Here is a 23028-nt window from a genome sequence, read left to right as displayed (position 1 = left end):
CTCGTTGACGGACTGGTCCGCGCGCCCGATGTAGTACCGGTACAGGTCCACGTCGAGGTAGTACAGGCGCCGGGCCGCGCGCAGGGGCACGTAGGCGTAGAGGTTGTCGACGTAGAAGGTGTGCTCGGGCAGGACCAGCCCGGTCTCGCGCAGCAGGTCGGTGCGGTAGATCAGGGAGTGCATCAGGATGTACTGGGCCTTGCGGAAGCGCCCGACCTGGTCCCAGCCCAGGACCCGCCCGGCGGGCAGGGCGTTGGTGTAGCGGACCGCGGTCTTGTTGCGCTTGTCGACCTTCTCGTAGACGAAGTTGCTGATCAGCACGTCCACGTCACCGGGACCGGGGGCGAAGGAGCGCAGCAGGTCCAGGACCTGGGCGTAGGCGCCCGCCTCGAGCCAGTCGTCGGAGTCGACGATCTTGATGTACCGCCCGCGCGCGTGCGCCAGGCCCGTGTTGATCGCGGCCCCGTGCCCACCGTTGGCCTGATGGATCGCGCGCACCACCCCCGGGTACGCGCGGGCGTACTCGTCCGCGATCTGCGCGGTCGCGTCCCACGACCCGTCGTCCACGACCAGGACCTCGACCTCGTCCCCGCCCACCAGCAGCGAGTCGATGCTGCGACGCATGTAGGCCGCGGAGTTGTAGCACGGGACGACGATCGTCAACAGCTTGGACATCAGCGCACTCTTCAGACTTCCTGGCCCGCACGGGCCGACGACGAGGACTCCCCCGGACCCCCGGCCACCGGCACACCAACCGGCACACCCGGCCCAGCCGGCACACCCGGCCCGGCCGGGTCGCTCGCCTCGGGGTCACGCTTGAAGATGATCTTGAAGATCGGGAAGAACACCCAGAACGATAGGGCACTGTTGATGATCATCGTGACCATGTCGGCCACCGTCTCACCGGTCTTGCCCAGCCCCCACCCATCGATCAACAGCTCGTAGATCGGCGCCTTGTACAACCCCTGCAACGCCGCCGCCGCGAACGTGATCACCACGTACGCCACCACGTACCAGAACGCCGCCCGCCACACGCTCGTGTTCGACTTGAACGTCACGTTGCGCTGCGCGAAGAAGTTGATCACCTGCGCGATCAACAACGTGATCTGCACCGCCAGGAAGTACGCCAACCCCCCACCACCCTCAGGCAACGCCCCCGCCGCGTAGTCGAACACGAAGAACGCCGACCCGTCCGGGTTCGACCCCACCGCCAACACCTGAAAGCTCGTCCCCACCAACCCCGTCATCGAGAACAACGCCTTGAACAACGGCATCAACGCCAGCTGCAGCACCGTCACACCATTGCTCAACAAGAAGAACATCAAGAACTGCGACAGACCCGGACGACGCTCAGCGAACGCCGCCCACGCCTGAGAGATCCGACCGAACATCATGACCACGCTTTCTGGGGTGCTGGAGAGGGTGGGACCGGGGCGCGGCTCAGCGCGCGAGCTCGGACCGCATCCGACGCGTGGAGCGACGGTTCCGGAAGAACCCTGCGACCAGGGCCCCGACGCCGCGGAAGAACCGACCGTTGACGATCGTGAGGATGGCGCCGACCATGTCCATGCTCACGGCCCCGTTCGTCATCTTCGCGATCGCGCGGAACGGCATCCCGCGCAGGAAGAGGAGGTTGAGGTCCGGGGTGCCCTTGGCCTCCGCACGGGCGATCCGGCGGGCGAGCTCGCGAGCCGCGAACCGCGCCAACGGGCTGCGCGCGTCCTTCATGTCCGACAGCGGGCTGTTGACCCCGAGCGGTCCGGAGGCACGGGCGCCCGCCAGGGGACGGCCCAGGAGAGCGGCGAACGCGTCGTCGGGCACGTCCGTGACCCGGCCCGTGCGGTACTCCTCCGGGACGCGGACCTCGTCCACTCCCGCGGTCCCCTCCATGACGTGCTCGGTCGACAGCAGGACCGTCTCGACGTCGGAGCCCACGGCGATCGTCCACGTGCCGCCCTCGGTCTCCCAGGTGCCCGTGACGGTCGAGTAGTGACGGAACGTGAACCGGTCGAACGCGATGCGGACCCGGCGCGATTCGCCCGGCTCGAGGTGCTCCTTGGTGAAGCCCTTGAGCTCGCGCACGGGACGGTGCACGCCGTCGGCGTCCTGACGCCCCACGTAGAGCTGTGCGACCTCGGCGCCCGCGACGTCCCCCGTGTTGGTGAGGGTGAACGACGCACCGTCGGCGTCGACCTCGAGGTCCGTGTAGGAGAACGTCGTGTAGCTCAGACCGAACCCGAACGGGAAGGCGACCGGCACGCCCACGGTCGAGTAGTAGCGGTAGCCCACGTAGGGGCCTTCCCTGTACTCGGCGTCGGTCCCCTCGCCGGGGTAGTAGTGGAACGTCGGGGTGTCCTCGAGCCGGACCGGGTAGGTCTCCGCGAGGCGGCCCGAGGGGTTCACCTGGCCCGTGAGCACCCGGACGACGCCCTCGGCGCCACCCTGGCCGCCCAGGTAGCCGTGCACGAGGGCCGAGCACTGCTCGAGCCACGGCACCTCGACGACAGATCCCGCACTCAGGACGACGACGATCCGGCTCGTGACCGAGGAGATCCGCGCCAGGAGCTCGACCTGGCTCGGAGGCAGCCGGAGGTGCGACCGGTCCTGTCCCTCGGACTCGCTGATCTCGTCGAGGCCCAGGTAGAGCAGGACGACGTCGGCGGCACGCGCCGCGTCGACGGCCTCGGCGACCAGCGCAGGGTCGGGGACCCCGCCACGCGTGAAGCCCTGCGCCGTCGCGACGACCTCGAGCTCCGAGGTGCCGAGCGCGTCGAGAGCCGTGATCAGCCGGGTCGGGTTGACGAGCGAGGACCCAGCACCCTGGTACCGCGGCGTCGCCGCGAAGTCGCCCACGACGGCGACCCGCGTGCCGGCGGCCAGGGGCAGCAGGTGGTCCTCGTTGCGCAGCAGGACCGCGCTCTGCTCGGCGACCGTGCGGGCGAGCTCGTGGTGCGCGTCGAGGTCGACCGCGCGGCCCGCCCCACCGATCCGGCCCACGAGGGTCTTCATCTCCTCGACGCGCGCGTCGAGGTCGGCGACGTCGAGGTCGCCCCGCTGCACGGCGTCGACGATCTGGGCCGCCGAGTCGAGCCCGGGGGACGGCATCTCGAGCGTGCCGCCACGACGGACGGCCTCGACCGCGTCGTTGCCGCCGCCCCAGTCGGTCACGACGGCGCCGTCGAAGCCCCACTCGTCGCGCAGGACCTGCTGGAGCAGGAAGGGGTTCTCGTTGGCGTACGTCCCGTTGAGCAGGTTGTAGCTCGACATGATCGAGTACGGGGCGGACTCGCGGACGACGACCTCGAAGCCCGTCAGGTAGATCTCGCGCAGCGTCCGCTCGTCGACCACGGAGTCGCTCGTCATGCGGCGCAGCTCCTGGCTGTTCGCCGCGAAGTGCTTGGGGCAGGCGGCCACGCCACGGTCCTGGATCCCGCGGACGTACCCGGCCGCGAGCCGGCCGGACAGCAGCGGGTCCTCGGAGAAGTACTCGAAGTTGCGCCCGCACAGCGGGCTCCGCTTGACGTTCAGACCGGGGCCGAGCAGCACGTCCACCCCCTGGTCCGCGGCTTCGGCGCCCAGCGCCTCACCCACGGACCGTGCGAGGACGGGGTCCCAGCTGTTGGCGACCGTTGCCGCCGTCGGGAAGCAGGTCGCGGGCTGCGAGGCACCCAGGCCGAGGTGGTCCGCCGAACCCGTCTGCTTACGGATGCCGTGCGGGCCGTCGGACAGCCACAGCGACCGGATACCGTGCCGCGGCACCGCTCGGGTCTCCCAGACGCTCTCCCCGCTCAGGAGTGCGGCCTTCTCGAGCGTGGTCAGTTCTTCCGTCATGATCCTGCTTCCGTTCCCCCAGCGAGCTGTCGTCTCGTGGGTGCACTGATGGGGTTCTGTCGAGGCCGACCGGTCGGAGACGGCCCTGCATCGCGGCTATCGGGTCGCGGCGGCGACGCGCTGGTCGATCGGCGCCGCCGTACCCGCGTCGGCGTCCGTCCCTGGCGGCTGCTTGAAGATGATCTTGAGGATCGGGAAGTACACCAGGACCGAGATCAGCGCGTTGATGATCATCGTGACGAGGTCGGCTCCCACCTCCCCGGTGCTCCCCCAGCGCTCCACCATCCACTGGTAGATCGGCGCCTTGTAGAACCCCTGCAACGCCGCGGCCGCGAAGGTGATGAGCACGTAGGCCACGAAGTACCAGGTCGCCGCCCGCCAGACGTCGGTGTCCGACTTGAACGTGATGTTGCGCTGGAGGAAGAAGTTGATGACCTGGGCGATGAGCAGCGTGATCTGGACGGCGAGGAAGTACGCGAGTCCCCCGCCACCCGTCGGCAGCGGCCCGGCCGCGTAGTCGAAGAGGAAGAACGTCGATCCGTCCGCGTTCGTGCTCACGGCGAAGGCTCGGAACGTCTGGTCCACGAGCGGGGTCATGGTGAGGACCCACTTGAACAGCGGCATCAGCGCGAGCTGGAGCACGGTCATGCCGGTGCTCAGGAGCGAGAACATGACGAACTGCGCGACCGTGGGGCGGCGCTCGGAGAAGTCAGCCCAGAACGTGCGCACGTGCGCCTCCCCGCTGCGGGAGTCGGCGTCCGGCTCCACCGTCGACCCGCGGGCACGCCACGGCGGGACGCCTGCCCGTGTCCGGTGCCTCGGGTACGCCCGGGTGCGTACGTGGGTCCACGTGTGTCTCCTTCGACTGTCCAAGAGCGACCGCAGGGGAAGGCGCTCGCCTCCACCGCCGGCCGCACGCACGCGGTGACGCCGGCTCGCGACCACGTCCACGTCGGACGTCGGCGGTCGGTCGCCGGCAGCGTGTCGCCTCCAGGCGGGTTATAACGAACTCATCACAGCGCACTCGCGTCGAGGCGGGAGAGCGGTTTGCATAACCTGTCGGTTCTGACGCACAAACTGTCGTGCGGTCCCGGCCGCCGGACCCGGCCTGCGGCGGGCGGATCCTCGCCCGCGAGAACGACGCCCCGTCCCCTACAGCGGGAGGTCGCCGACCAGGGTGGGCACGCCCGGCAGCCGTGTGACCGCGGGCGCACGCAGCGCGTCGAGGACGAGCGCGTGGGCGCGCGCGTAGGCGTTCGCCGCACTGTCGGTGCCCTGCGGGAGCCCGCGGCTCACGGCCGCCATGAGGAGGATCACGTCGCCGGTCGCGACGTCCGCACGCAGGCTGCCCTCGTGCTGGGCCGCGGTGACGAGGGCGTCGACGAGCCCGACGAGCTCGTCGCGGACGCCTCCGAGCCAGACGTCGTGCTGCAGGCCCTCGGACTCCTGGGGCGTGACCGTCGCCGTCAGCGCGAGCACGACGCGCAGCCGGTGCGACCAGCCGAGCGCTCCGACGAGGGCGCCCCACGCCGTCGGCTCGCGGTCCCGCGCCGAGCGCATGTCGGCCAGGAGCCCTCCGAGGGCGTCGCCCAGGACGGCGTGCAGGAGTGCCTCACGGTCGGGGAAGCGGCGGTAGAGCGTCGCGATGCCGACCCCCGCCTCGCGGGCGACGGTCTCGAGCGCGACGTCCGGGCCGACGTCGACGAACAACGACGCGGCGGCCGCGACGATCTGGTCGCGGTTGCGCCGGGCGTCGGCGCGCAGGACGGGCTCGGACATCTCTTTCCCCCTCGGTCGGCCTTCCGCTGCAGCGTATCCCCCGCTAGATTCTCGATACGGAGGATAACCCTCCGGTTTCGCCGAGGCGTGGTGTTCGCGCACGAGAGGAGGCCGCGATGGAGCGGTCGTGGGACGACGAGATCGATGTCCTGGTGGTCGGGACCGGTGCAGCAGGGCTCTCGGCGGCGATCGCCGCCGCGGACGCCGGCTCGAAGGTCCTCCTGGTCGAGGGCACCGACCGGTGGGGCGGCACGACGATGCGCAGCGGGGGCGGCCTGTGGATGCCCGCCAATCCGCTCATGGCGCGCGACGGCGTGGACGACTCGGTCGAGAAGGCTCTGACGTACCTCGACGCGGTGGTCGAGGACGCGGGACCCGCGACGTCTCCCGAGCGCAAGCGAGCGTTCGTCGAGGCCGTGCCGGAGGTCGTCACGAGCCTCGAGAAGCACGGCGTGCGCTGGGTCCGCGCGACCGACTACCCGGACTACTACCCCGAGCAGCCCGGCGGGATGGTGGGACGCAGCATCGAGGCCCGCGCCTTCGACACCCGTCGCCTCGGCTCGTGGATCAAGTACTCCCGCATGACCGACGGCGGCATGCCGCTCCCCCTGCGGACCGACGACGTGTGGCTCCTCGCCCGGGCCTGGTCGTCCGCCAGCGGGTTCGTCCGCGGCGCCCGGTTCGTCGGACGTACCCTCGGCAGCCTGGTGCGCGGGCAGCGTCCCGCCGGCATCGGCGCAGCGCTCGTGTGCTCGCTCATGCAGGTCGTGCGGGACCAGGGCACGCCCGTGCTGCTGAGCACGCCGCTCGTCGAGCTCGTGGTCGAGGACGACGCCGTCGTCGGGGCGCTGCTCGGCGGCCCGGCGGGCCCCCGGACGGTTCGCACCCGGGGCGGGGTCGTCGTCGCGGCGGGCGGGTTCGCCCACCGCACCGAGTGGCGCGAGAAGTACCACGGCGTCCCCGGGTGGAGCGCAGCCGCCGACGGCGACCTCGGGACCGGGATCGAGGCCGGCGTCGCGGCCGGCGGGACCCTGGCCCTCATGGACGACGCGTGGTGGGGAGCCGGCGTCCCCGTCGAGGGCGGCATGAACGGGTTCGTGCTGAGCGAGCGCAGCATGCCCTACAGCATCCTGGTGGACCAGGAGGGTCGGCGGTACACCAACGAGTCGGCGAGCTACATCGACTTCGGCCACGCCATGCTCGAGCACGACAGCGCCACGCCGTCGATCCCGTCCTGGCTCGTCCTGGACGCCCGGGCCCGCCGCAAGTACCTGTTCACGATCGCACCGTCGGGGACCAAGAAGCTCGAGAAGGCCGGCACGCTCGTCGTCGCGGACACGCTCGAGGACCTCGCCCGGCTGCTGCACATCGCGCCGGAGAACCTCGCGGCGACCGTCGAGAGGTTCAACGGCTTCGCCCGCTCGGGCGTCGACGAGGACTTCCACCGTGGCGACTCGCTCTACGACCGCTACTACGGCGACCCCGGGGTCAGACCGAACCCCAACCTCGGCCCGATCGAGAAGGGCCCGTTCACGGCCGTGAAGATCGTGCCGGGCGACCTGGGCACCAAGGGGGGCCTCCTCACCGACGAGCACGGAGCGGCGCTCCGCGAGGACCTCACGCCGGTCCCCGGGCTCTACGCCGCCGGGAACTCGACGGCCGCGGTCACCGGTCGCACCTACCCCGGCCCCGGCTCCACGATCGGACCCGCCGTCGTGTTCGGCTACCTCGGCGCCCGCCACGCCGCGCGCCGGGCCGTCCTGGCCTCGACCCCCTGACCGTCCGGTGCGCCCCCGCCCCCGAGGGGGCGCACCGGACCGAGGTCCGCCCGTCGTCAGGAGCCCCGCTCGGGTCCCTCGCCAGGCTCGGGACCTTGGGCTCTGGCGCGACCGCACCTCTCCGGTGTCGACTGGAGGCGTCCCCCCGAACAGAGGAGCGCTCCCCCGTGCCCGACGCCGTCCGTCCCTCCCGCCCCTTCCGGCCACGGCTCGTACCCGAGCCGTCCGCGGGTCCGGGTGCGGCTCCGGGCGCGGGGGAAGGGATGCTGCGGTCCGCCTGGGTGAGCCCGGTACGGACTGCGGTCTACTTCTACTCGTCGGCGTCGGGCATGGTGCGCTCGTTCGCGCAGCGGCTCGGCCGCGAGGTGTTCGACCTGAGCGAGCGCGAGGTCCGTCGTTCGGTGCCCGCGGGCCCCTGGGTGCTGCTCACCCCGTCCTACAAGACGGGCAACGTCGACAACGACACGATCCCCGAGCCCGTGCGCCGCTTCCTCTCGAGCCCGCTCGCGCGGCGCCGCCTCGTGGGGGTCATGGGATCGGGGAACAGGAACTTCGGTGAGCACTACCAGGCGGCGTGCCGGCAGATCGCGCGCACGTCGGGGCGTCCTGTGCTCTTCGAGTTCGAGCTGCAGGGCACGTCGTGGGACGTCGAGGAGGCGCGCCGCATCCTCGACGACCTGGACCTGGCGCTGACCGCGGAGCACGCACGGCTCGCGTCGGGGGCCTCGGGTGGCGTCCGCGGCTCGCGGTAGACGCGCACCGGAGCCGGACCGGCCCCGGCGCCGTCCGAGGACCCCCTGCTCCCCCGGAGGCGCCGGGCCGCCGCGCCGTGACGGGACGCACGACCCCCAAGGCCTCGACCGTCACGAGCAGCGACACCTCGTACTCTACTGAGGGCAACGCCGTTGCGGTGCCGATGCACCAACAGATGAGAGACCTCTCATGTGAACTCCACCACATGCACATCCGGGCCGCACCCCGCCGCCACGTCACGGCTGAGTCACGGCTGAGTCACGGCGGCACGCCGTGGAGACGGTACCCACCCGCCCCCGTGCCTCCTCCCACCCGGCAGACCAGGCCGCGCGACGCCGTCGGGCACGGAGCCACGACCCGCCGCCACGTGTCCCCACCTGCTGCCAGCACGCCCACGATCCTGGGACAATCGAAGCGTGACGACACATGAGAACCCCCCGGGAGAGCGACTCAGCCGCGCGTTCCAGCACCGGCTGAACGAGCTGTTCGCGAAGAGGCAGCGCGCCGGACGCGGCGCGACCAACCGCGAGGTCGCGACCTGGATGACCGAGCACGGCTACGCCGTCAAGGAGGCGTACCTGAGCGCGCTGCGCGGCGGGCACCGCACCTCGCCCTCGCTGCGCATCATCGAAGGCCTCGCCGCGTACTTCGGCGTCGAGCCCAAGGACCTCCTGGACACGGGCGAGGACCCCAAGAAGGACCTCCGCCTGGCCCTGTCGGACCACGGCGTCGAGGCCTTCGCGATGCGCGCCGAGGGCCTGTCCGCCGAGAACGTGCGCGCCGTGACCCAGCTCCTCGACCAGATGCGGCGCATGCAGTCCCTGCCCGCCGTCGAGCCGGCCGACGAACCGTGACGGACCATCGCGCGTGGCTCACCTCGGCGGGCCTCGACCGCGCGAGCACCATCGACGAGGCCCGCGAGATCGTCGCAAGCCTGCGCGGGCGGCCCGTCGACGTCGTCGACGCCCCGCTCGGCGAGGGCGTGTCCGGCCTGTGGCTCAGCCGGCCGGACGCCGAGACGATCGTCGTGAGCCCCCAGGCCGCGCTCTCCGCGCACCACCGGCGCCACATCATCGCCCACGAGCTCGTCCACATCCTCGACGCGTGCGCCGACCCCTCGGCACCTGCGCCCGGTCCGCAGTGGCGCAACCGCTACGAGGACCCCGTCGAGCACCGCGCGGAGCTCCTCGCGAGCGAGCTCATGATGTCGATCGAGGCCACGGGCGGCGTCGGGCACCGGCTCGCCGGGATGGAGCGCTACCGGTGACCGAGATCGCCTTCCTCCTGTTCGCCGGGGCCGCGGCCTGGACCGCCGTCCGGCACCGCTCCCACCTCGACGGGGACCGCGCGATCACCTGGGGGCTCGGGCTCGTCGCGGCCGCCTCGGCGCTGCGGATCGACACGGTCGAGTCCGCGATGCTGACGAGCGCCCCGGCCGGGGTCCACGAGGTCGCCAAGCACGCGCTCCTCGTCGCGGGCTGCCTGTGCATCGCCGCGTGGGTCCAGGGCACCCAGGGCCGACGCCCCCGACCCCGCCACGTCGTCACGGGCGTCCTGACCATGGTGGGCGTGCTCGTCGTGGTGTTCGTGCTCAACGGCCCCTGGGAGCGCCGCGACCTCGACTTCCAGACCGCGGGCAAGCCCTGGATGGCCCTGTACTGGGCCGCCTACTACGGCGCGTTCCTCTGGGCGACGGCGACGTTCGGCGTCTCGACCCTGCGGGCCCGCGGCGAGCGGCCTCGCGGCGGGCGGTGGGGCATGGACCTGGCCGCGGCCGGGGCGTTCGTCGGCGTCCTGTGGGCGCTGTGCAGCGTCGTCAACGTGATCATGCTGGAGCCGGGCGCCGCCGAGCCGTACCGCTTCCTCGGGATCCGCACCCGGTACCTCATCGCCGCGGCGAGCCTGCTGCTCACGGTCGGGATCATGGGGCACCTGCTCACCGCGGCCCGCACCCGCCGGAGCCGACGAGCGGACCTGGACGCCCTGCACGCCCACCTCGTCGACACCGTCGCGGAGTCCCGTCTGCCCGCCGTCCGGCCCGAGGTCGCGGAGTACCACCGCACGATCGAGATCATGGACGCCCTGGCGGCGCTCGCCCACTACTCCGAGCCGCAGGACGCGGACCGCGTCCGCCGCACCGTCGGCGAGGCGCCCGAGCACGTCCTGCGCGCCCTGCAGATCGACCTCGCCGCGACCCGGCGCGGGATGGACGACCGGCCGCCGACCCCGGCCGACTGGGGTGCATGGGTCAGCGACGACGAGTCCCTGCGCCACCTGGGTCGCGCGTTCCGCGAGCAGACCCCGTCGCGGCGCGCGGACGTCCTGGTGGCAGTCCTCGGCCACGACGGCAGCGGCGACGCCCACGGCCGACCGGGCGCACCGGCCGACCACCCCTGACACGCGCCGACGACGCCCGCCCGTACACCCCCCGCCGCACCCGGAGAGCCATGTCCCACCCTGCCCCCGCCGCGCCGCCCACCCCTCCCGCGCCGGCCGCGCCGGCCGCCGGCACGCTCCCCGCCGCCCAGCACCCTCGGTGGGCCGTCGTCGTGACCGAGGTCCTCGCGCCCGGGTACACGGTCGCCGCGCTGGTCCTCGCGACGGCCCTGTACGCCTCCCCCGGTCTCGCGGGCCTGGGTCACGTGGTGCTCGCCGTGCTCCTGTGCGGCGGGCTGCCGTACCTGTTCGTGCACGGTCTGGCGCGCCTGCGGGTCCTCGAGTCCCGGCACGTGCGCCCGCGGGCCCAGCGCATGGTCGTCTTCGCGGGGCTCGTCGTCATCGAGGTCACGGCCATCGTCGTCCTGCACCTCACGGGCGCACCGCCCCTGCTGCCCGCGCTCCTCACGGCGTACCTCGCGGGGGTCGTGGCCCTCGCGCTCGTGACCCCCGTCGTCCGGGCGTCGGTCCACACGGGGGTGTTCTCGGTCGCGGCAGGCGTCGCGACGACGCTCTCGTGGTGCCTCGCGGCCGGGCTGCTCGCCGTGGCCGTGGTCGTGGGTCTGGCCCGGCTCGGCGTGCGCGACCACACCCGCCCCGAGGTCGTCACCGGGCTCGCACTGGGCGCGGTCGTCGGTGCGGGGGCCGCCGCGCTGCTCGTGGGCTGACCCGGAGCCGCCACCGTACGCCCGGGCCGGCGGCGCCGTCGGGCCTCCCGGAACCCTTGACGACCCGGCTCCCAGGGGTGATCCTCGATCCATGCCGACGACGCCCGCCCCGCACCCGTACGCCGCTACCGTGCGACCTGCGGGCCGACAGCAGGCCCCCCCGACCCGGCGACACCGCCCGTCCCGATGACGGCCGCACTCGTCGCGGGACTCGTCGCCGGGTACGCGATCGCGATCCCCGTAGGTGCCATCGCGGTCTACCTCGTGACGCTCACGGCGCGCACGCGCTTCACCGTGGGCGCCGCCGCAGGCCTGGGGACCGCGACGGCCGACGGCATCTACGCCACGATCGCCGTGGTCGCGGGCGCGTTCGTCGCCCCGCTCGTCGCGACGGTCCGCACGCCGCTCACGTGGGCGTCGGTCGCGGTCCTCGCGTTCCTCGCCTGGCGCACGTTCCGCCCCGCGCTCCAGCGCGTCCTGCCCGACGGCGCCACACCCCGCCCCGCGACGAGCGACACCACTCCCGTGCGCGCCTACGCGACGCTCCTCGGGCTGACCCTGGTCAACCCCGCGACCGTCGTCTACTTCGCGGTGCTCGTCGCGGGCGGGGCACTGAGCCCCGACGCGACCGGGCCCGAGCGGGCCGTGTTCGTCGCTGCGGCGTTCCTCGCGTCCGCGAGCTGGCAGATGGTCGTCGCGGGAGGCGGCGCGGTGCTCGGGCGCGCGCTGACCAACGACACCGGCCAGCGCGTGACCGCGGCCGTCGGCGGACTCGTGATCCTGGGCCTCGCGGTGCACCTGGCGATCGGGGCCTGACGGCCCGCACGGAGCAGCCGCGCACCCGCCCCCGAGGCGTCACCGCACGGCGACGCGTGCCGGGTCGTGCCTCACGACCGCCGACCGCAGGACACGGGGCAGCCCGGTCCCCGGAGGGCGGGCGCCGCCGTCGGGCAGGAACGACGAGGCCCCGGTGGCCGGCCGCGCGAGGAGCGCGACCGACCACCGGGGCCGTCGTCGAGGAGTCAGCGCGGATCAGACGTCCGTGCTGTCACCGATCCGGTGCACGAGGATCGAGTTCGTCGTACCCGGCTGGCCCACGGGCGCACCCGAGACGACGACCACGAGGTCGCCGACCTCGGCGAGACCGTTGGCCTGCAGGGTCGTGTCGACCTGGCTGACCATCGCGTCCGTGTTCTGCACCTCGGGGACCTGGTAGGTCTGGGTGCCCCACGAGAGCGACAGGACGTTGCGCACGTGCTCACGCGGCGTGAACGCGAGCAGCGGGATCGCCGAACGCAGACGCGACATGCGGCGCGCCGAGTCACCCGACTGCGTGAACGTCGCGAGGTACTTCGCGCCGAGGATCTCACCGATCTCCGCCGCGGCGCGCGTGATGGCGCCACCACGCGTGTGCGGGGTCGAGCCGAGCGGCGCCATGCGCTCGCGGCCGGCCTCCTCGGTCGCCTCGATGATGCGGGCCATCGTCTCGACCGTGAGGATCGGGAAGTCGCCCACGCTCGTCTCGCCCGAGAGCATGACCGCGTCGGCCCCGTCCAGGACGGCGTTCGCGCAGTCCGACGCCTCGGCGCGCGTGGGGCGCGGCGAGTTCGTCATGGACTCCAGGACCTGCGTCGCGACGATGACCGGCTTGGCGTTGCGGCGAGCCATCTCGACGATGCGCTTCTGCACGAGCGGGACCTGCTCGAGCGGCAGCTCGACCGCGAGGTCACCACGCGCGACCATGACACCGTCGAACGCGTCGACGATCTCGGCGAGGTTCTCGACAGCCTGCGGCTTCTCGATCTTCGCGATGACGGGGACCGTGCGGCCCTCCTCGTCCATGATCGCCTTGACGTCGTCGAAGTCCGCAGCCGAACGCACGAACGACAGCGCGATGAGGTCCGCACCCAGGCGAAGAGCCCAGCGCAGGTCGTCGCGGTCCTTCTCGGACAGCGCCGGCACGGAGACCGCGACGCCCGGGAGGTTGAGACCCTTGTTGTTCGACACCGGGCCGGCGACCTCGACGCGCGTCACGACGCGCGGGCCCTCGACGGCGGTGACGCGGACGAGCACCTTGCCGTCGTCGATGAGGATGGGGTCGCCGACGCGAGCGTCGCCCGGCAGGCCCTTGTGCGTCGTGGAGACGAGCTCCTTGGTGCCGACGACGTCCTCGGTCGTGATGGTGAACGTGTCACCCTCGTTGAGCCAGTGCTTCTCGTCGCCGCCGAAGCGGCCCAGGCGGATCTTCGGCCCCTGGAGGTCGACGAGCACCGCGACCGAACGGCCCGACGCCTCGGCTGCCTCGCGCACGCCGTGATAGACGGCTGCGTGCTCCTCGGCGCTGCCGTGGCTGCGGTTGATCCGCGCCACGTCCATCCCGGCGTCGACGAGCGCCCGGAGCTGCTCCTTCGACTCGGTCGCGGGTCCGATGGTGCAAACGATCTTTGCTCTGCGCATTTCTCCAGCCTCGTTGTTCCTTCGTGTCCGGCGGAACCGGACCGCTTCGGGCCCCTGCCTGGGCCCCGTCTCCACCCCGACGTCCTGACGGACGCCGGGGCGCGTCTCACTGTCCTGTCATGCTCTCAGCGACACGGTCGACGCGCGCACCGGAGCGGGCAGCTCGCTGCTGCCCTGCAGGTACGCGTCGACCGACGCCGCCGCGGCACGTCCCTCGGCGATCGCCCACACGATGAGCGACTGACCGCGACCCGCGTCGCCCGCGACGAAGACACCCGGCGTGGTGGCCGCGAAGTCGTCGCCCCGCGCCACGAGCCCGCGCGTCGTCAGCCCGATGTCGGACTGGGCCGAGAGCGTGTCCGTCTCCGGTCCCGTGAAGCCCATGGCCACGAGGACGAGATCGGCAGGGATCTCGCGCTCGGTGCCGGGCTTGGGGACCCGTCGCCCGTCGGGGAGGTACTCGGTCTCCGCGACGACGAGCGCCCGCACGCGGCCGTCCTCGCCCGCGAGGAACTCGACGGTCGAGGCCAGGTACGCCCGCTCACCGCCCTCCTCGTGCGAGGACGAGACCTCGAAGAGGATCGGGTCGGTCGGCCAGGGCTGGCTCGAGGCACGCTCGCGCGGCGGCTGCTTGCCGATCGCGAGGGTCGTGACGCTCCTCGCGCCCTGACGCAGCGACGTGCCCAGGCAGTCGGACCCGGTGTCGCCGCCACCGATGATGATGACGTCCTTGCCCGTCGCGACGATCTGGTCCTCGACCGTGCCGCCCGCGACGACCGTGTTGGCCTGGTGCAGGAACTCCATGGCGAAGTGGACACCGTCCAGGTCGTTGCCCGGCACCTGCAGCGCGCGCGGGATCGTGGCCCCGGTCGCGAGGACGACGGCGTCGAACCGACGACGCAGCTCGTCCCAGGTGATGTCCGTACCGATCTCCACGCCCGGGCGGAAGCGCGTGCCCTCGGCCTCCATCTGCGCGAGGCGACGGTCGATGTGCATCTTCTCGAGCTTGAAGTCCGGGATGCCGAACCGCAGCAGGCCGCCGATCGCGGCGTCGCGCTCGTAGACGACGACCGTGTGGCCGGCCCGCGTGAGCTGCTGCGCCGCCGCGAGCCCGGCAGGGCCCGAGCCGACGACCGCCACGGTCGAGCCCGTGAGGCGCTGCGGCACGTGCGGCGTGACGAGCCCGCGCTCGAACGCCTCGTCGATGATCGAGACCTCGACGTTCTTGATCGTCACGGCCGGCTGGTTGATGCCCAGCACGCAGCTCGACTCGCACGGGGCCGGGCACACGCGCCCCGTGAACTCCGGGAAGTTGTTCGTCTCGTGCAGCCGCTCGCTGGCCTCCGCCCACTGGTCGCGCCACACCAGGTCGTTCCACTCGGGGATGAGGTTCCCGAGCGGGCAGCCCTGGTGGCAGAACGGGATGCCGCAGTCCATGCAGCGCCCCGCCTGCTCCTTGAGGAACGGCTGCCCCTCGACCAGGTGCTCGTGCACGTCGCGCCAGTCCCGCAGACGGACCTCGACCGGACGGTTGGGCGGGAGCTCACGCTCCCGCACCTTCAGGAATCCGCGGGGATCAGCCACGGGCCACCTCCAAGATCTGGTCCCACACGCCCGGGGCGGCGGGATCGAGCCCGTCGAGCTCGGCCTGCGCGAGCGCCTTGCGCACGCGGGCGAACTCGGCCGGCAGGATGCGCGTGAAGCGAGCGCGAGCCGCGTCGAAGTCCTCGAGCAGCTCGGCCGCGATCGGCGAGCCGGTCTCCTCGAGGTGCGTGCGGACCAGGCCCTCGACCAGCGCGGCGTCCGCGTCGTCGAGCGGGTCGAGCAGCAGCTCGCCCGAGGCCACGCCCGACGTGTTCATCGCCTGCGGGCGCAGGTCGAGCACGTAGGCCGTCCCTCCCGACATGCCCGCACCCAGGTTGCGGCCGGTCGGTCCGAGGATCACGACGGACCCACCGGTCATGTACTCGAGGCCGTGGTCGCCCACGCCCTCCACGACCAGCGTCGCCCCCGAGTTGCGGACCGCGAACCGCTCGCCCACGAGACCGCGCAGGAAGATCTGCCCGGACGTGGCGCCGTACCCGATCACGTTGCCCGCGACCACGTTGCTCGATCCCGTGAGGACCGCGGCACGGTCCGGCCGGACGATGATGCGTCCGCCCGACAACCCCTTGCCGACGTAGTCGTTGGCGTCGCCGAACAGCCGCAGCGTGATGCCGCGCGGGAGGAAGGCCCCCATCGACTGACCGGCCGACCCCGTGAGGGAGACGTCGATCGTGTCGTCGGCCAGCCCCTCGCCGCCGTACCGCTTGGTCACCTCGTGGCCGAGCATGGTGCCCACGGTGCGGTTGACGTTGCGGATCGGCAGCGCGATGCGGACGGGCTCACGGTCCTCGAGCGCGTCGGTCGCCAGCGTGATGAGCTGGTTGTCGAGCGCCCGGTCGAGGCCGTGGTCCTGCGTCGTCGTGTTGCGCAGCGACGCCCCCTCGACCGGCTGCGGCCTCTCCAGGACGGGCCCGAGGTCGAGCCCCTGCGCCTTCCAGTGCTCGACCGCCTTGCGGGTGTCCAGCGCCTCGACGTGGCCGACAGCCTCCTCGATCGAGCGGAACCCGAGCCGCGCCAGGTGCTCGCGCACCTCCTCGGCGATGAACTCGAAGAAGTTCACGACGAACTCCGGCTTGCCCGTGAAGCGGGCACGGAGCTCGGGGTTCTGGGTCGCGACACCGACCGGACAGGTGTCCAGGTGGCACACGCGCATCATGACGCAGCCCGAGACGACCATGGGGGCCGTCGCGAAACCGAACTCCTCCGCGCCGAGCAGCGCGCCGATCACGACGTCGCGGCCCGTCTTCATCTGGCCGTCGACCTGGACCACGATGCGGTCGCGCAGGTTGTTCAGCACGAGCGTCTGCTGGGTCTCGGCCAGGCCGAGCTCCCACGGGGTGCCCGCGTGCTTGAGCGACGTGAGCGGGCTCGCGCCCGTCCCGCCGTCGTGCCCCGAGATGAGGACGACGTCCGCGTGCGCCTTGGACACGCCCGTCGCGACCGTGCCCACGCCGAACTCGCTCACGAGCTTGACGTGCACACGGGCCGACGGGTTCGCGTTCTTGGCGTCGTGGATGAGCTGCGCCAGGTCCTCGATCGAGTAGATGTCGTGGTGCGGCGGCGGGGAGATGAGCCCCACGCCCGGCGTCGAGTGACGCGTCCGGGCGATCCACGGGTAGACCTTGTGGCCGGGCAGCTGACCGCCCTCGCCGGGCTTGGCGCCCTGAGCGAGCTTGATCTGGATGTCGTCCGCGTTCGTCAGGTACTCCGAGGTCACGCCGAAGCGGCCCGACGCGATCTGCTTGACCCTCGAGCGGCGCTCCGGGTCGTACAGGCGCTCCGGCTCCTCGCCGCCCTCGCCCGTGTTGGACCGGCCGCCGAGCCGGTTCATCGCGATCGCGAGGGTCTCGTGCGTCTCGGCCGAGATGGAGCCGTAGGACATCGCGCCGGTGTTGAACCGCTTGACGATCTCGCTGACGGGCTCGACCTCGTCGACCGACAGCGCCGGGCGCTGCCCCTCCTGGAACTCCAGGAGGCCGCGCAGCGTCATCAGACGTGTCGACTGGTCGTCGACCCGCTGGGTGTACTGGCGGAACACGTCGTAGCGGCGCTCGCGCGTCGCGTGCTGCAGGCGGAAGACCGTCTCCGGGTCGAAGAGGTGCTCCTCGCCGTCCCGGCGCCACTGGTACTCGCCGCCCGTGGTGAGGCGGACGTGCGCCTGGTGGTTGCCGGAGGCCGGGTAGGCCTCCGCGTGCCGGGCCGCGACCTCGGCCGCGAGGACGTCGAGACCGATGCCGCCGAGGCGGCTCGTGGTCCCGGCGAAGTAGTCGGCGACCAGCTCGTGCGAGAGCCCGAGGGCCTCGAACACCTGCGCACCCCGGTAGGAGGAGATGGTCGAGATGCCCATCTTGCTCATGACCTTCAGGACGCCCTTGCCGAGCGCCTTGATGAGGTTCTTGACGGCACGCTCGGGGCTGACCGACACGAAGCCGGACTTGGCGAGGTCCTCGACGGTCTCCATCGCGAGGTACGGGTTGACCGCAGCCGCCCCGTACCCGATGAGCAGGGCCACGTGGTGGACCTCGCGGATGTCGCCGGCCTCGACGACGAGCGAGACCTGGGTGCGCGTGTGCCGACGCAGCAGGTGGTGGTGGACCGCGCTGGACAGGAGCAGCGACGGGATCGGCGCGAGCTCCTGGTTGGAGTCGCGGTCGGAGAGCACGATGAAGCTCGCTCCCTCGGCCACGTGCGCGTCGACCTCGGCGAAGATCTCCTCGAGCCGCGCCTGGAGGGCTTCTCCCCCGCCGCTGACGGGATAGAGACCCTTGACCGTCACGGCCCGGAAGATGCCCTCGAGGGCCGGGTCCCGGTCCACGCGCAGGATCTTCGCGAGCTCGTCGTTGTCGAGCACCGGGAACGGCAGGATGAGCTTGCGGGCGTGCAGCGGGCTGTCGTCCAGGAGGTTCGGCTCGGGGCCGATCGCCCCGCCGATCGAGGTGACCAGCTCCTCGCGGATCGCGTCGAGCGGAGGGTTCGTCACCTGGGCGAACATCTGCGTGAAGTAGTCGAACAGCAGCCGGGGTCTGCTGGACAGCACCGCGATGGGCGTGTCCGTGCCCATGGCGCCCAAGGGCTCCGCGCCCGTGTTCGCCATGGGGGTGAGCAGGATCCGCAGCTCCTCCTCGGTGTAGCCGAACGCGCGCTGACGACGCTGCACCGACGCCGGGCTGTGCGCGACGTGCTCGCGCTCGGGCATGCGGTCGAGGTAGACCGAGTTGTCGGCGACCCACTGCGCGTACGGACGCTGCGCGGCGAGCTGCCCCTTGATCTCGTCGTCCTCGATGATGCGGCCCTGGCCGGTGTCGACCAGGAACATGCGGCCCGGCTCGAGGCGGCCCTTGCGCACGATCGTCGCGGGGTCGAGGTCGAGGACCCCGGCCTCGGACGCCAGGACGACGAGCCCGTCCTCGGTCACCCAGTACCGGCCCGGGCGTAGCCCGTTGCGGTCCAGCACGGCGCCGATGAGGGTGCCGTCGGTGAAGTTCAGGCAGGCGGGTCCGTCCCACGGCTCCATGAGCGTGGAGTGGTACTCGTAGAAGGCCTTGCGGTCCGGGTCCATCTCGGCGTGGTTCTCCCACGCCTCGGGGACCATCATGAGGACCGCGTGCGGCAGCGAGCGTCCCGACAGGTGCAGGAGCTCGAGCACCTCGTCGAAGCTCGCGGAGTCGCTCGACCCCTCCGAGCAGACGGGCAGCAGCGGGGCGAGGTCGCCGAGCCGGTCGCTCTCCAGCATGCCCTGGCGGGCGGCCATCCAGTTGCGGTTGCCCCGCACCGTGTTGATCTCGCCGTTGTGCGCGATCATGCGGAACGGCTGGGCGAGTGGCCAGGACGGGAACGTGTTGGTCGAGAAGCGCGAGTGCACCAGGACCAGCTCGCTCGCGTAGCGCGGGTCGGAGAGGTCCGGGAAGAACGGCTCGAGCTGCGCGACCGTCAGCATGCCCTTGTAGGTGAGCGTGCGTGAGGACAACGACGCGAAGAACAGGCCGAGCTCGTGCTCGGCCCGCTTGCGCAGCCGGTAGGTCCGGCGGTCCAGGTCGAGGCCCGACAGCTCGCGCGTCAGGTCCGCGACGACGATCTGCCGGAAGCTGGGCATCGAGGCGCGCGCGCTCGGTCCGACGAGGTCCGCGGTGACGGGGACGTCTCGCCAGGCGAGGACGACGAGCTTCTCCTCGGCCGCGATGGCCTCGACCTGCCGGACCGTCTCGGCCGCGGCGACGGGGTCCTGCGGCAGGAAGGCCATGCCGATGGCGTAGTGGCCTGCGGGCGGCAGGTCGACGTCGACGACGTCCCGCACGAAGGCGTCGGGGATCTGGGTCAGGATGCCTGCCCCGTCACCGCTGTTCTCCTCGGCGCCGACGGCGCCGCGGTGGTCCAGGTTGAGCAGGGCCGTGAGCCCCGCGTCAACGATGTCTCGTCCGGGTGTGCCGCGCAGCGTCGCCACGAAGGCGACGCCGCACGCGTCGTGCTCGGCCACAGGGTCGTACAGGCCCTGTGCCGAAGGCGCAGCGGCCCGGTGCAGCGGCGTGGTCATCAACACCGTCCTCACAGGCGCCCGGCCATGGGCCGGGCTTTGATCCAACTTGGGGGATTGTGGGACTTCATCGGCCCAACGGACATGATCGAACCTGCTCGACGGTTGTCCAGCGGGTTCGCCTATGAAAAGACGGATGCCTCAGCGACCTGGTTCGGGTCTGGCAGCATCTGCCTGCTCGGGCTCCGCAGCACCGAGCGATACTGTCTCCTCGCGCCCCGGATGGCGGCGCCCGACAACGATAAACGCTATCAACGCACCGACGCCGACCAGGATGGAGGTCCAGACGTTCAGCCGGAGACCGAGCACCAGCTCGGCGTCGTCGATGCGCAGCATCTCGATCCACACACGACCAAGCGTGTAGAAGAGAACGTACAGCCAGAATACCCGACCGTGACCCAGCCTGAAGCGACGGTCGAGGTAGATGAGGAGGAAGGCCGCCGCGACGTTCCAGAGCATCTCGTAGAGGAACGTCGGGTGGAACAGCGTCCCGGACTCGTAGCCGCTCGGAAGGTACCGGTCGCTGATCTCCAGCCCCCACGGCAGGGTCGTGGCGCTGCCGAACAGCTCCTGGTTGAACCAGTTGCCGAGGCGCCCGATCGCCTGTGCCAGCAGGAGCCCCGGGGCGAGGGCGTCCGCGAAGGCAGGGAAGCTGACCTTCTGCCGGCGGCACCCGATGTAGGCGCCCACGGCTCCCAGGGCGATCGCGCCCCAGATCCCGAGCCCGCCGTCCCAGATGCGCAGGGCCTTGACGGGGTCACCGTCGGGGCCCCAGTACGCGTCGGGTGAGGAGATCACGTGATAGATGCGCCCGCCCACGATCCCGAACGGCACGGCCCAGAAGGCGATCTCCAGGACGTCGTCGGGGTCGCCGCCGCGCTCGACCCAGCGCTTGCGGGTGAGCCACACCGCGACCGCGATGCCCGCGAGGATCGCGAGCGCGTAGGCGCGCAGCGGGAAGGGGCCGATGCTCCAGGTGTGCTGGGACGGGCTGGGGATCGAGGCGACCACGGGCCCGACGGCGGCGATCAGCCCGTTCATGCCGTCACCTGCCCCGAGGCCGACTCGGGCGCGCGCGCCGTGCGGACGCCCTCGGCGAGGTCGCGCGCGACCGCACGCAGGTTCTCGAGGCGGTCCTCCCACGGCGCGTCGCCGAGGAGCGGGCGGACGAAGGCCGAGCCGACGATGACGCCGTCGGCGTAGCGGGCGACCTGGGCCGCCTGGGCGCTCGTCGAGACGCCCAGGCCCACGCACACGTGCTCGGCGCCCGCGGCGCGGGTCGCGGCGACCAGCTCCTCGGCCTTGCTGCCGACCTCGGCGCGGATGCCCGTGACGCCCATGGTCGAGGCGGCGTACACGAAGCCGCGCGAGGCGGCGGCCGTCAGGCGCAGGCGCTCGGGGGTCGAGCTCGGCGCGACGAGGAAGACCTTGTCCAGGTCGTGCGCGTCCGCCGCGGAGATCCACTCGCCGGCCTCGTCGGGGATGAGGTCGGCCGTGATGAGCCCGGCCCCTCCGGCAGCGGCCAGGTCGCGCGCGAACGCCTCGACGCCGTAGCGCAGCACGGGGTTCCAGTAGGTCATCACGAGGACCGGGACGCCGAGCGCGGCCACGGCCTCGACCGCGGTGACGACGTCGCGCACCCGCGTGCCGGCGGCGAGCGAGTGCTCGACGGCTCGCTGGATGACGGGACCGTCCATGACGGGGTCGGTGTAGGGCAGGCCCAGCTCGATGATGTCGACCCCGGACTCGACGAGAGCCGTCGCGGCCTGCACGGTGCCCTCGACGCTCGGGTAGCCGACGGGCAGGTAGCCGATGAGCGCGGCGCGCCCCTCGGCGGCCACCTCCTCGAGGCGTCCCGCCGTCGCGCGGGGGGCGCGCACGCCCCCGACGATCCCGCTCACAAGCTGCTCCCTTCGCCGTCGACCACGGTGTCCGCGTCGATCAGGTCGAACCACCGCGCCGCGGTCGCGACGTCCTTGTCCCCGCGGCCCGAGAGGTTCACCAGGATCACGGTGTCCTCCTTGCCCGCGGCGCGCGCCTCGCGCCCGATCCGGAGCGCACCGGCCAGCGCGTGCGCCGACTCGATCGCGGGGATGATGCCCTCGGTGCGGCACAGGAGGCGGAAGGCCTCCATGGCCTCGACGTCCGTCACGGGCTCGTACGTCGCCCGGCCCAGGTCGTGCAGCCAGGAGTGCGCCGGACCGACGCTCGGGTAGTCGAGGCCCGCGGAGATCGAGTGGCTGGGCAGGGTCTGGCCGTCCTCGTCCTGCATGAGGTAGGACCTCGCGCCGTGCAGGACGCCCGGGGCGCCGCCGCTGAAGCGGGCAGCGTGCCTGCCCGTCGGGACGCCCTCTCCCCCGGCCTCGAAGCCGTAGAGCGCGACGTCCTGGTCGTCGAGGAACGCGTTGAACAGGCCCATCGCGTTCGAGCCGCCTCCCACGCACGCCGCGAGCGCGTCGGGCAGGCGGCCGATGCGGTCGAGGATCTGGGCGCGCGCCTCCTCGCCGATGATGCGGTGGAAGTCGCGGACCATCTCCGGGAAGGGGTGCGGACCGGTGACCGTCCCCAGGAGGTAGTGCGTGGTGTCGACGTTGGCGACCCAGTCGCGCAGCGCCTCGTTGATCGCGTCCTTGAGGGTGCGCGACCCGATCGTGACGGGGACGACGGTCGCGCCGAGCAGGCGCATGCGCGCCACGTTCAGCGCCTGACGCTCGGTGTCCTCCTCGCCCATGTAGACGACGCACTCGAGGTCCATGAGCGCTGCGGCCGTCGCGGTCGCGACCCCGTGCTGGCCCGCACCGGTCTCCGCGATCACACGCTTCTTGCCCATGCGCTTGACGAGCAGCGCCTGGCCGAGGACGTTGTTGATCTTGTGCGACCCGGTGTGGTTGAGGTCCTCGCGCTTGAGGAAGACCCGGGCGCCGCCGGCGTGCTCGGCGAAGCGAGGCACCTCGGTGAGCGGGTTGGGGCGCCCCGTGTACTCGCGGTGAAGACGGGCGAGCTCCTGCTGGAACGTCGGGTCGTCGACGGCCTTGCGGTACTCGGACTCGAGCTCGTCGAGCGCGGCGATCAGGGCCTCCGGGACGAAGCGTCCACCGAAGTCCCCGAAGTAGGGGCCCTGCTGGTTCTGCAGGGAAGATGATGCGTCGGGCACGCGGCCTGACCTCCTCGGTACGGGATGTGCGGGGTG

18 protein-coding genes are annotated in these 23028 nt (G+C 72.0%); 7 read left to right on the top strand and 11 right to left on the bottom strand.

Annotated features, from left to right (window positions below):
• The 5 genes from NHG27_RS14485 to NHG27_RS14465 all read right to left on the bottom strand — a co-directional run.
• Nucleotides 1-675: glycosyltransferase family 2 protein (locus NHG27_RS14485; RefSeq protein WP_497016754.1), on the bottom strand; the 675-nt coding region annotated here is incomplete at its 3' end.
• Nucleotides 676-686: 11 nt separating this feature from the next.
• Nucleotides 687-1394, bottom strand: coding sequence for a GtrA domain-containing protein (locus NHG27_RS14480; protein WP_497016758.1), 708 nt, complete (start codon nt 1392-1394; stop codon nt 687-689).
• A 46-nt stretch (nt 1395-1440) separates the two neighbouring features.
• Nucleotides 1441-3831: a glycoside hydrolase family 3 C-terminal domain-containing protein gene (locus tag NHG27_RS14475; RefSeq protein ID WP_497016753.1), complete on the bottom strand. Its 2391-nt coding sequence runs from the start codon at nt 3829-3831 to the stop codon at nt 1441-1443.
• 96 nt (nt 3832-3927) lie between these two features.
• Nucleotides 3928-4560: a hypothetical protein gene (locus NHG27_RS14470; protein ID WP_497016752.1), complete on the bottom strand. Its 633-nt coding sequence runs from the start codon at nt 4558-4560 to the stop codon at nt 3928-3930.
• A gap of 423 nt (nt 4561-4983) precedes the next feature.
• Entirely contained in the window at nt 4984-5610 is a 627-nt protein-coding gene (locus NHG27_RS14465) for a TetR/AcrR family transcriptional regulator (RefSeq protein WP_497016751.1), read from the bottom strand.
• Between the two features lie 116 nt (nt 5611-5726).
• Between NHG27_RS14465 and NHG27_RS14460 the strand changes: the two genes are divergently transcribed.
• The 7 genes from NHG27_RS14460 to NHG27_RS14430 all read left to right on the top strand — a co-directional run bounded on the left by NHG27_RS14460 (nt 5727) and on the right by NHG27_RS14430 (nt 12061).
• Nucleotides 5727-7388 carry an FAD-dependent oxidoreductase gene (locus NHG27_RS14460; protein WP_497016750.1) on the top strand — a complete coding sequence of 554 codons (1662 nt, stop codon included), beginning with the start codon at nt 5727-5729 and terminating at the stop codon, nt 7386-7388.
• Nucleotides 7389-7669: 281 nt separating this feature from the next.
• On the top strand, nt 7670-8140 hold the full coding sequence (gene nrdI / locus NHG27_RS14455) for a class Ib ribonucleoside-diphosphate reductase assembly flavoprotein NrdI (RefSeq protein ID WP_497016749.1): 471 nt from the start codon (nt 7670-7672) through the stop codon (nt 8138-8140).
• A 417-nt stretch (nt 8141-8557) separates the two neighbouring features.
• Nucleotides 8558-8995: an XRE family transcriptional regulator gene (locus NHG27_RS14450; protein WP_193721216.1), complete on the top strand. Its 438-nt coding sequence runs from the start codon at nt 8558-8560 to the stop codon at nt 8993-8995.
• Entirely contained in the window at nt 8992-9408 is a 417-nt protein-coding gene (locus NHG27_RS14445) for a M78 family metallopeptidase domain-containing protein (RefSeq protein ID WP_497016748.1), read from the top strand. Before NHG27_RS14450 ends, NHG27_RS14445 begins: the two co-directional genes overlap by 4 nt.
• Complete coding sequence (locus tag NHG27_RS14440) at nt 9405-10538, top strand: hypothetical protein (protein ID WP_193721218.1); 1134 nt, start codon at nt 9405-9407, stop codon at nt 10536-10538. The genes NHG27_RS14445 and NHG27_RS14440 overlap by 4 nt, the downstream gene beginning before the upstream one ends.
• 50 nt (nt 10539-10588) lie before the next feature.
• The gene (locus NHG27_RS14435) at nt 10589-11245 is read left to right on the top strand and encodes a hypothetical protein (protein ID WP_497016747.1); all 657 of its coding nucleotides are present in this window, start codon (nt 10589-10591) and stop codon (nt 11243-11245) included.
• 186 nt (nt 11246-11431) lie between these two features.
• Nucleotides 11432-12061, top strand: coding sequence for a LysE family transporter (locus NHG27_RS14430; RefSeq protein WP_497016746.1), 630 nt, complete (start codon nt 11432-11434; stop codon nt 12059-12061).
• 216 nt (nt 12062-12277) lie between these two features.
• Here NHG27_RS14430 and pyk read toward each other — a convergent pair whose 3' ends face one another.
• The 6 genes from pyk to trpB form a co-directional block, all read right to left on the bottom strand.
• Nucleotides 12278-13702, bottom strand: coding sequence for a pyruvate kinase (gene pyk, locus NHG27_RS14425; RefSeq protein ID WP_193721221.1), 1425 nt, complete (start codon nt 13700-13702; stop codon nt 12278-12280).
• A 117-nt stretch (nt 13703-13819) separates the two neighbouring features.
• Entirely contained in the window at nt 13820-15286 is a 1467-nt protein-coding gene (locus tag NHG27_RS14420; RefSeq protein WP_497016745.1) for a glutamate synthase subunit beta, read from the bottom strand.
• Nucleotides 15279-19838 (bottom strand): glutamate synthase large subunit, encoded by a 4560-nt coding sequence (gltB, locus tag NHG27_RS14415; RefSeq protein ID WP_497016744.1) that lies wholly within the window; start codon nt 19836-19838, stop codon nt 15279-15281. The genes NHG27_RS14420 and gltB overlap by 8 nt, the downstream gene beginning before the upstream one ends.
• Before the next feature lie 141 nt (nt 19839-19979).
• Complete coding sequence (lgt, locus tag NHG27_RS14410) at nt 19980-20879, bottom strand: prolipoprotein diacylglyceryl transferase (protein WP_193721224.1); 900 nt, start codon at nt 20877-20879, stop codon at nt 19980-19982.
• The gene (gene trpA, locus NHG27_RS14405; RefSeq protein ID WP_497016743.1) at nt 20876-21718 is read right to left on the bottom strand and encodes a tryptophan synthase subunit alpha; all 843 of its coding nucleotides are present in this window, start codon (nt 21716-21718) and stop codon (nt 20876-20878) included. The genes lgt and trpA overlap by 4 nt, the downstream gene beginning before the upstream one ends.
• A gap of 17 nt (nt 21719-21735) precedes the next feature.
• Nucleotides 21736-22992 carry a tryptophan synthase subunit beta gene (gene trpB / locus NHG27_RS14400; protein WP_193721226.1) on the bottom strand — a complete coding sequence of 419 codons (1257 nt, stop codon included), beginning with the start codon at nt 22990-22992 and terminating at the stop codon, nt 21736-21738.
• Nucleotides 22993-23028: the final 36 nt, after the last annotated feature.

It is taken from the genome of Oerskovia sp. 140933 (assembly GCF_059651515.1).
The sequence above is the reverse complement of the archived record's forward strand: the minus strand, read 5'-3'. Positions and strand labels throughout refer to the sequence as shown.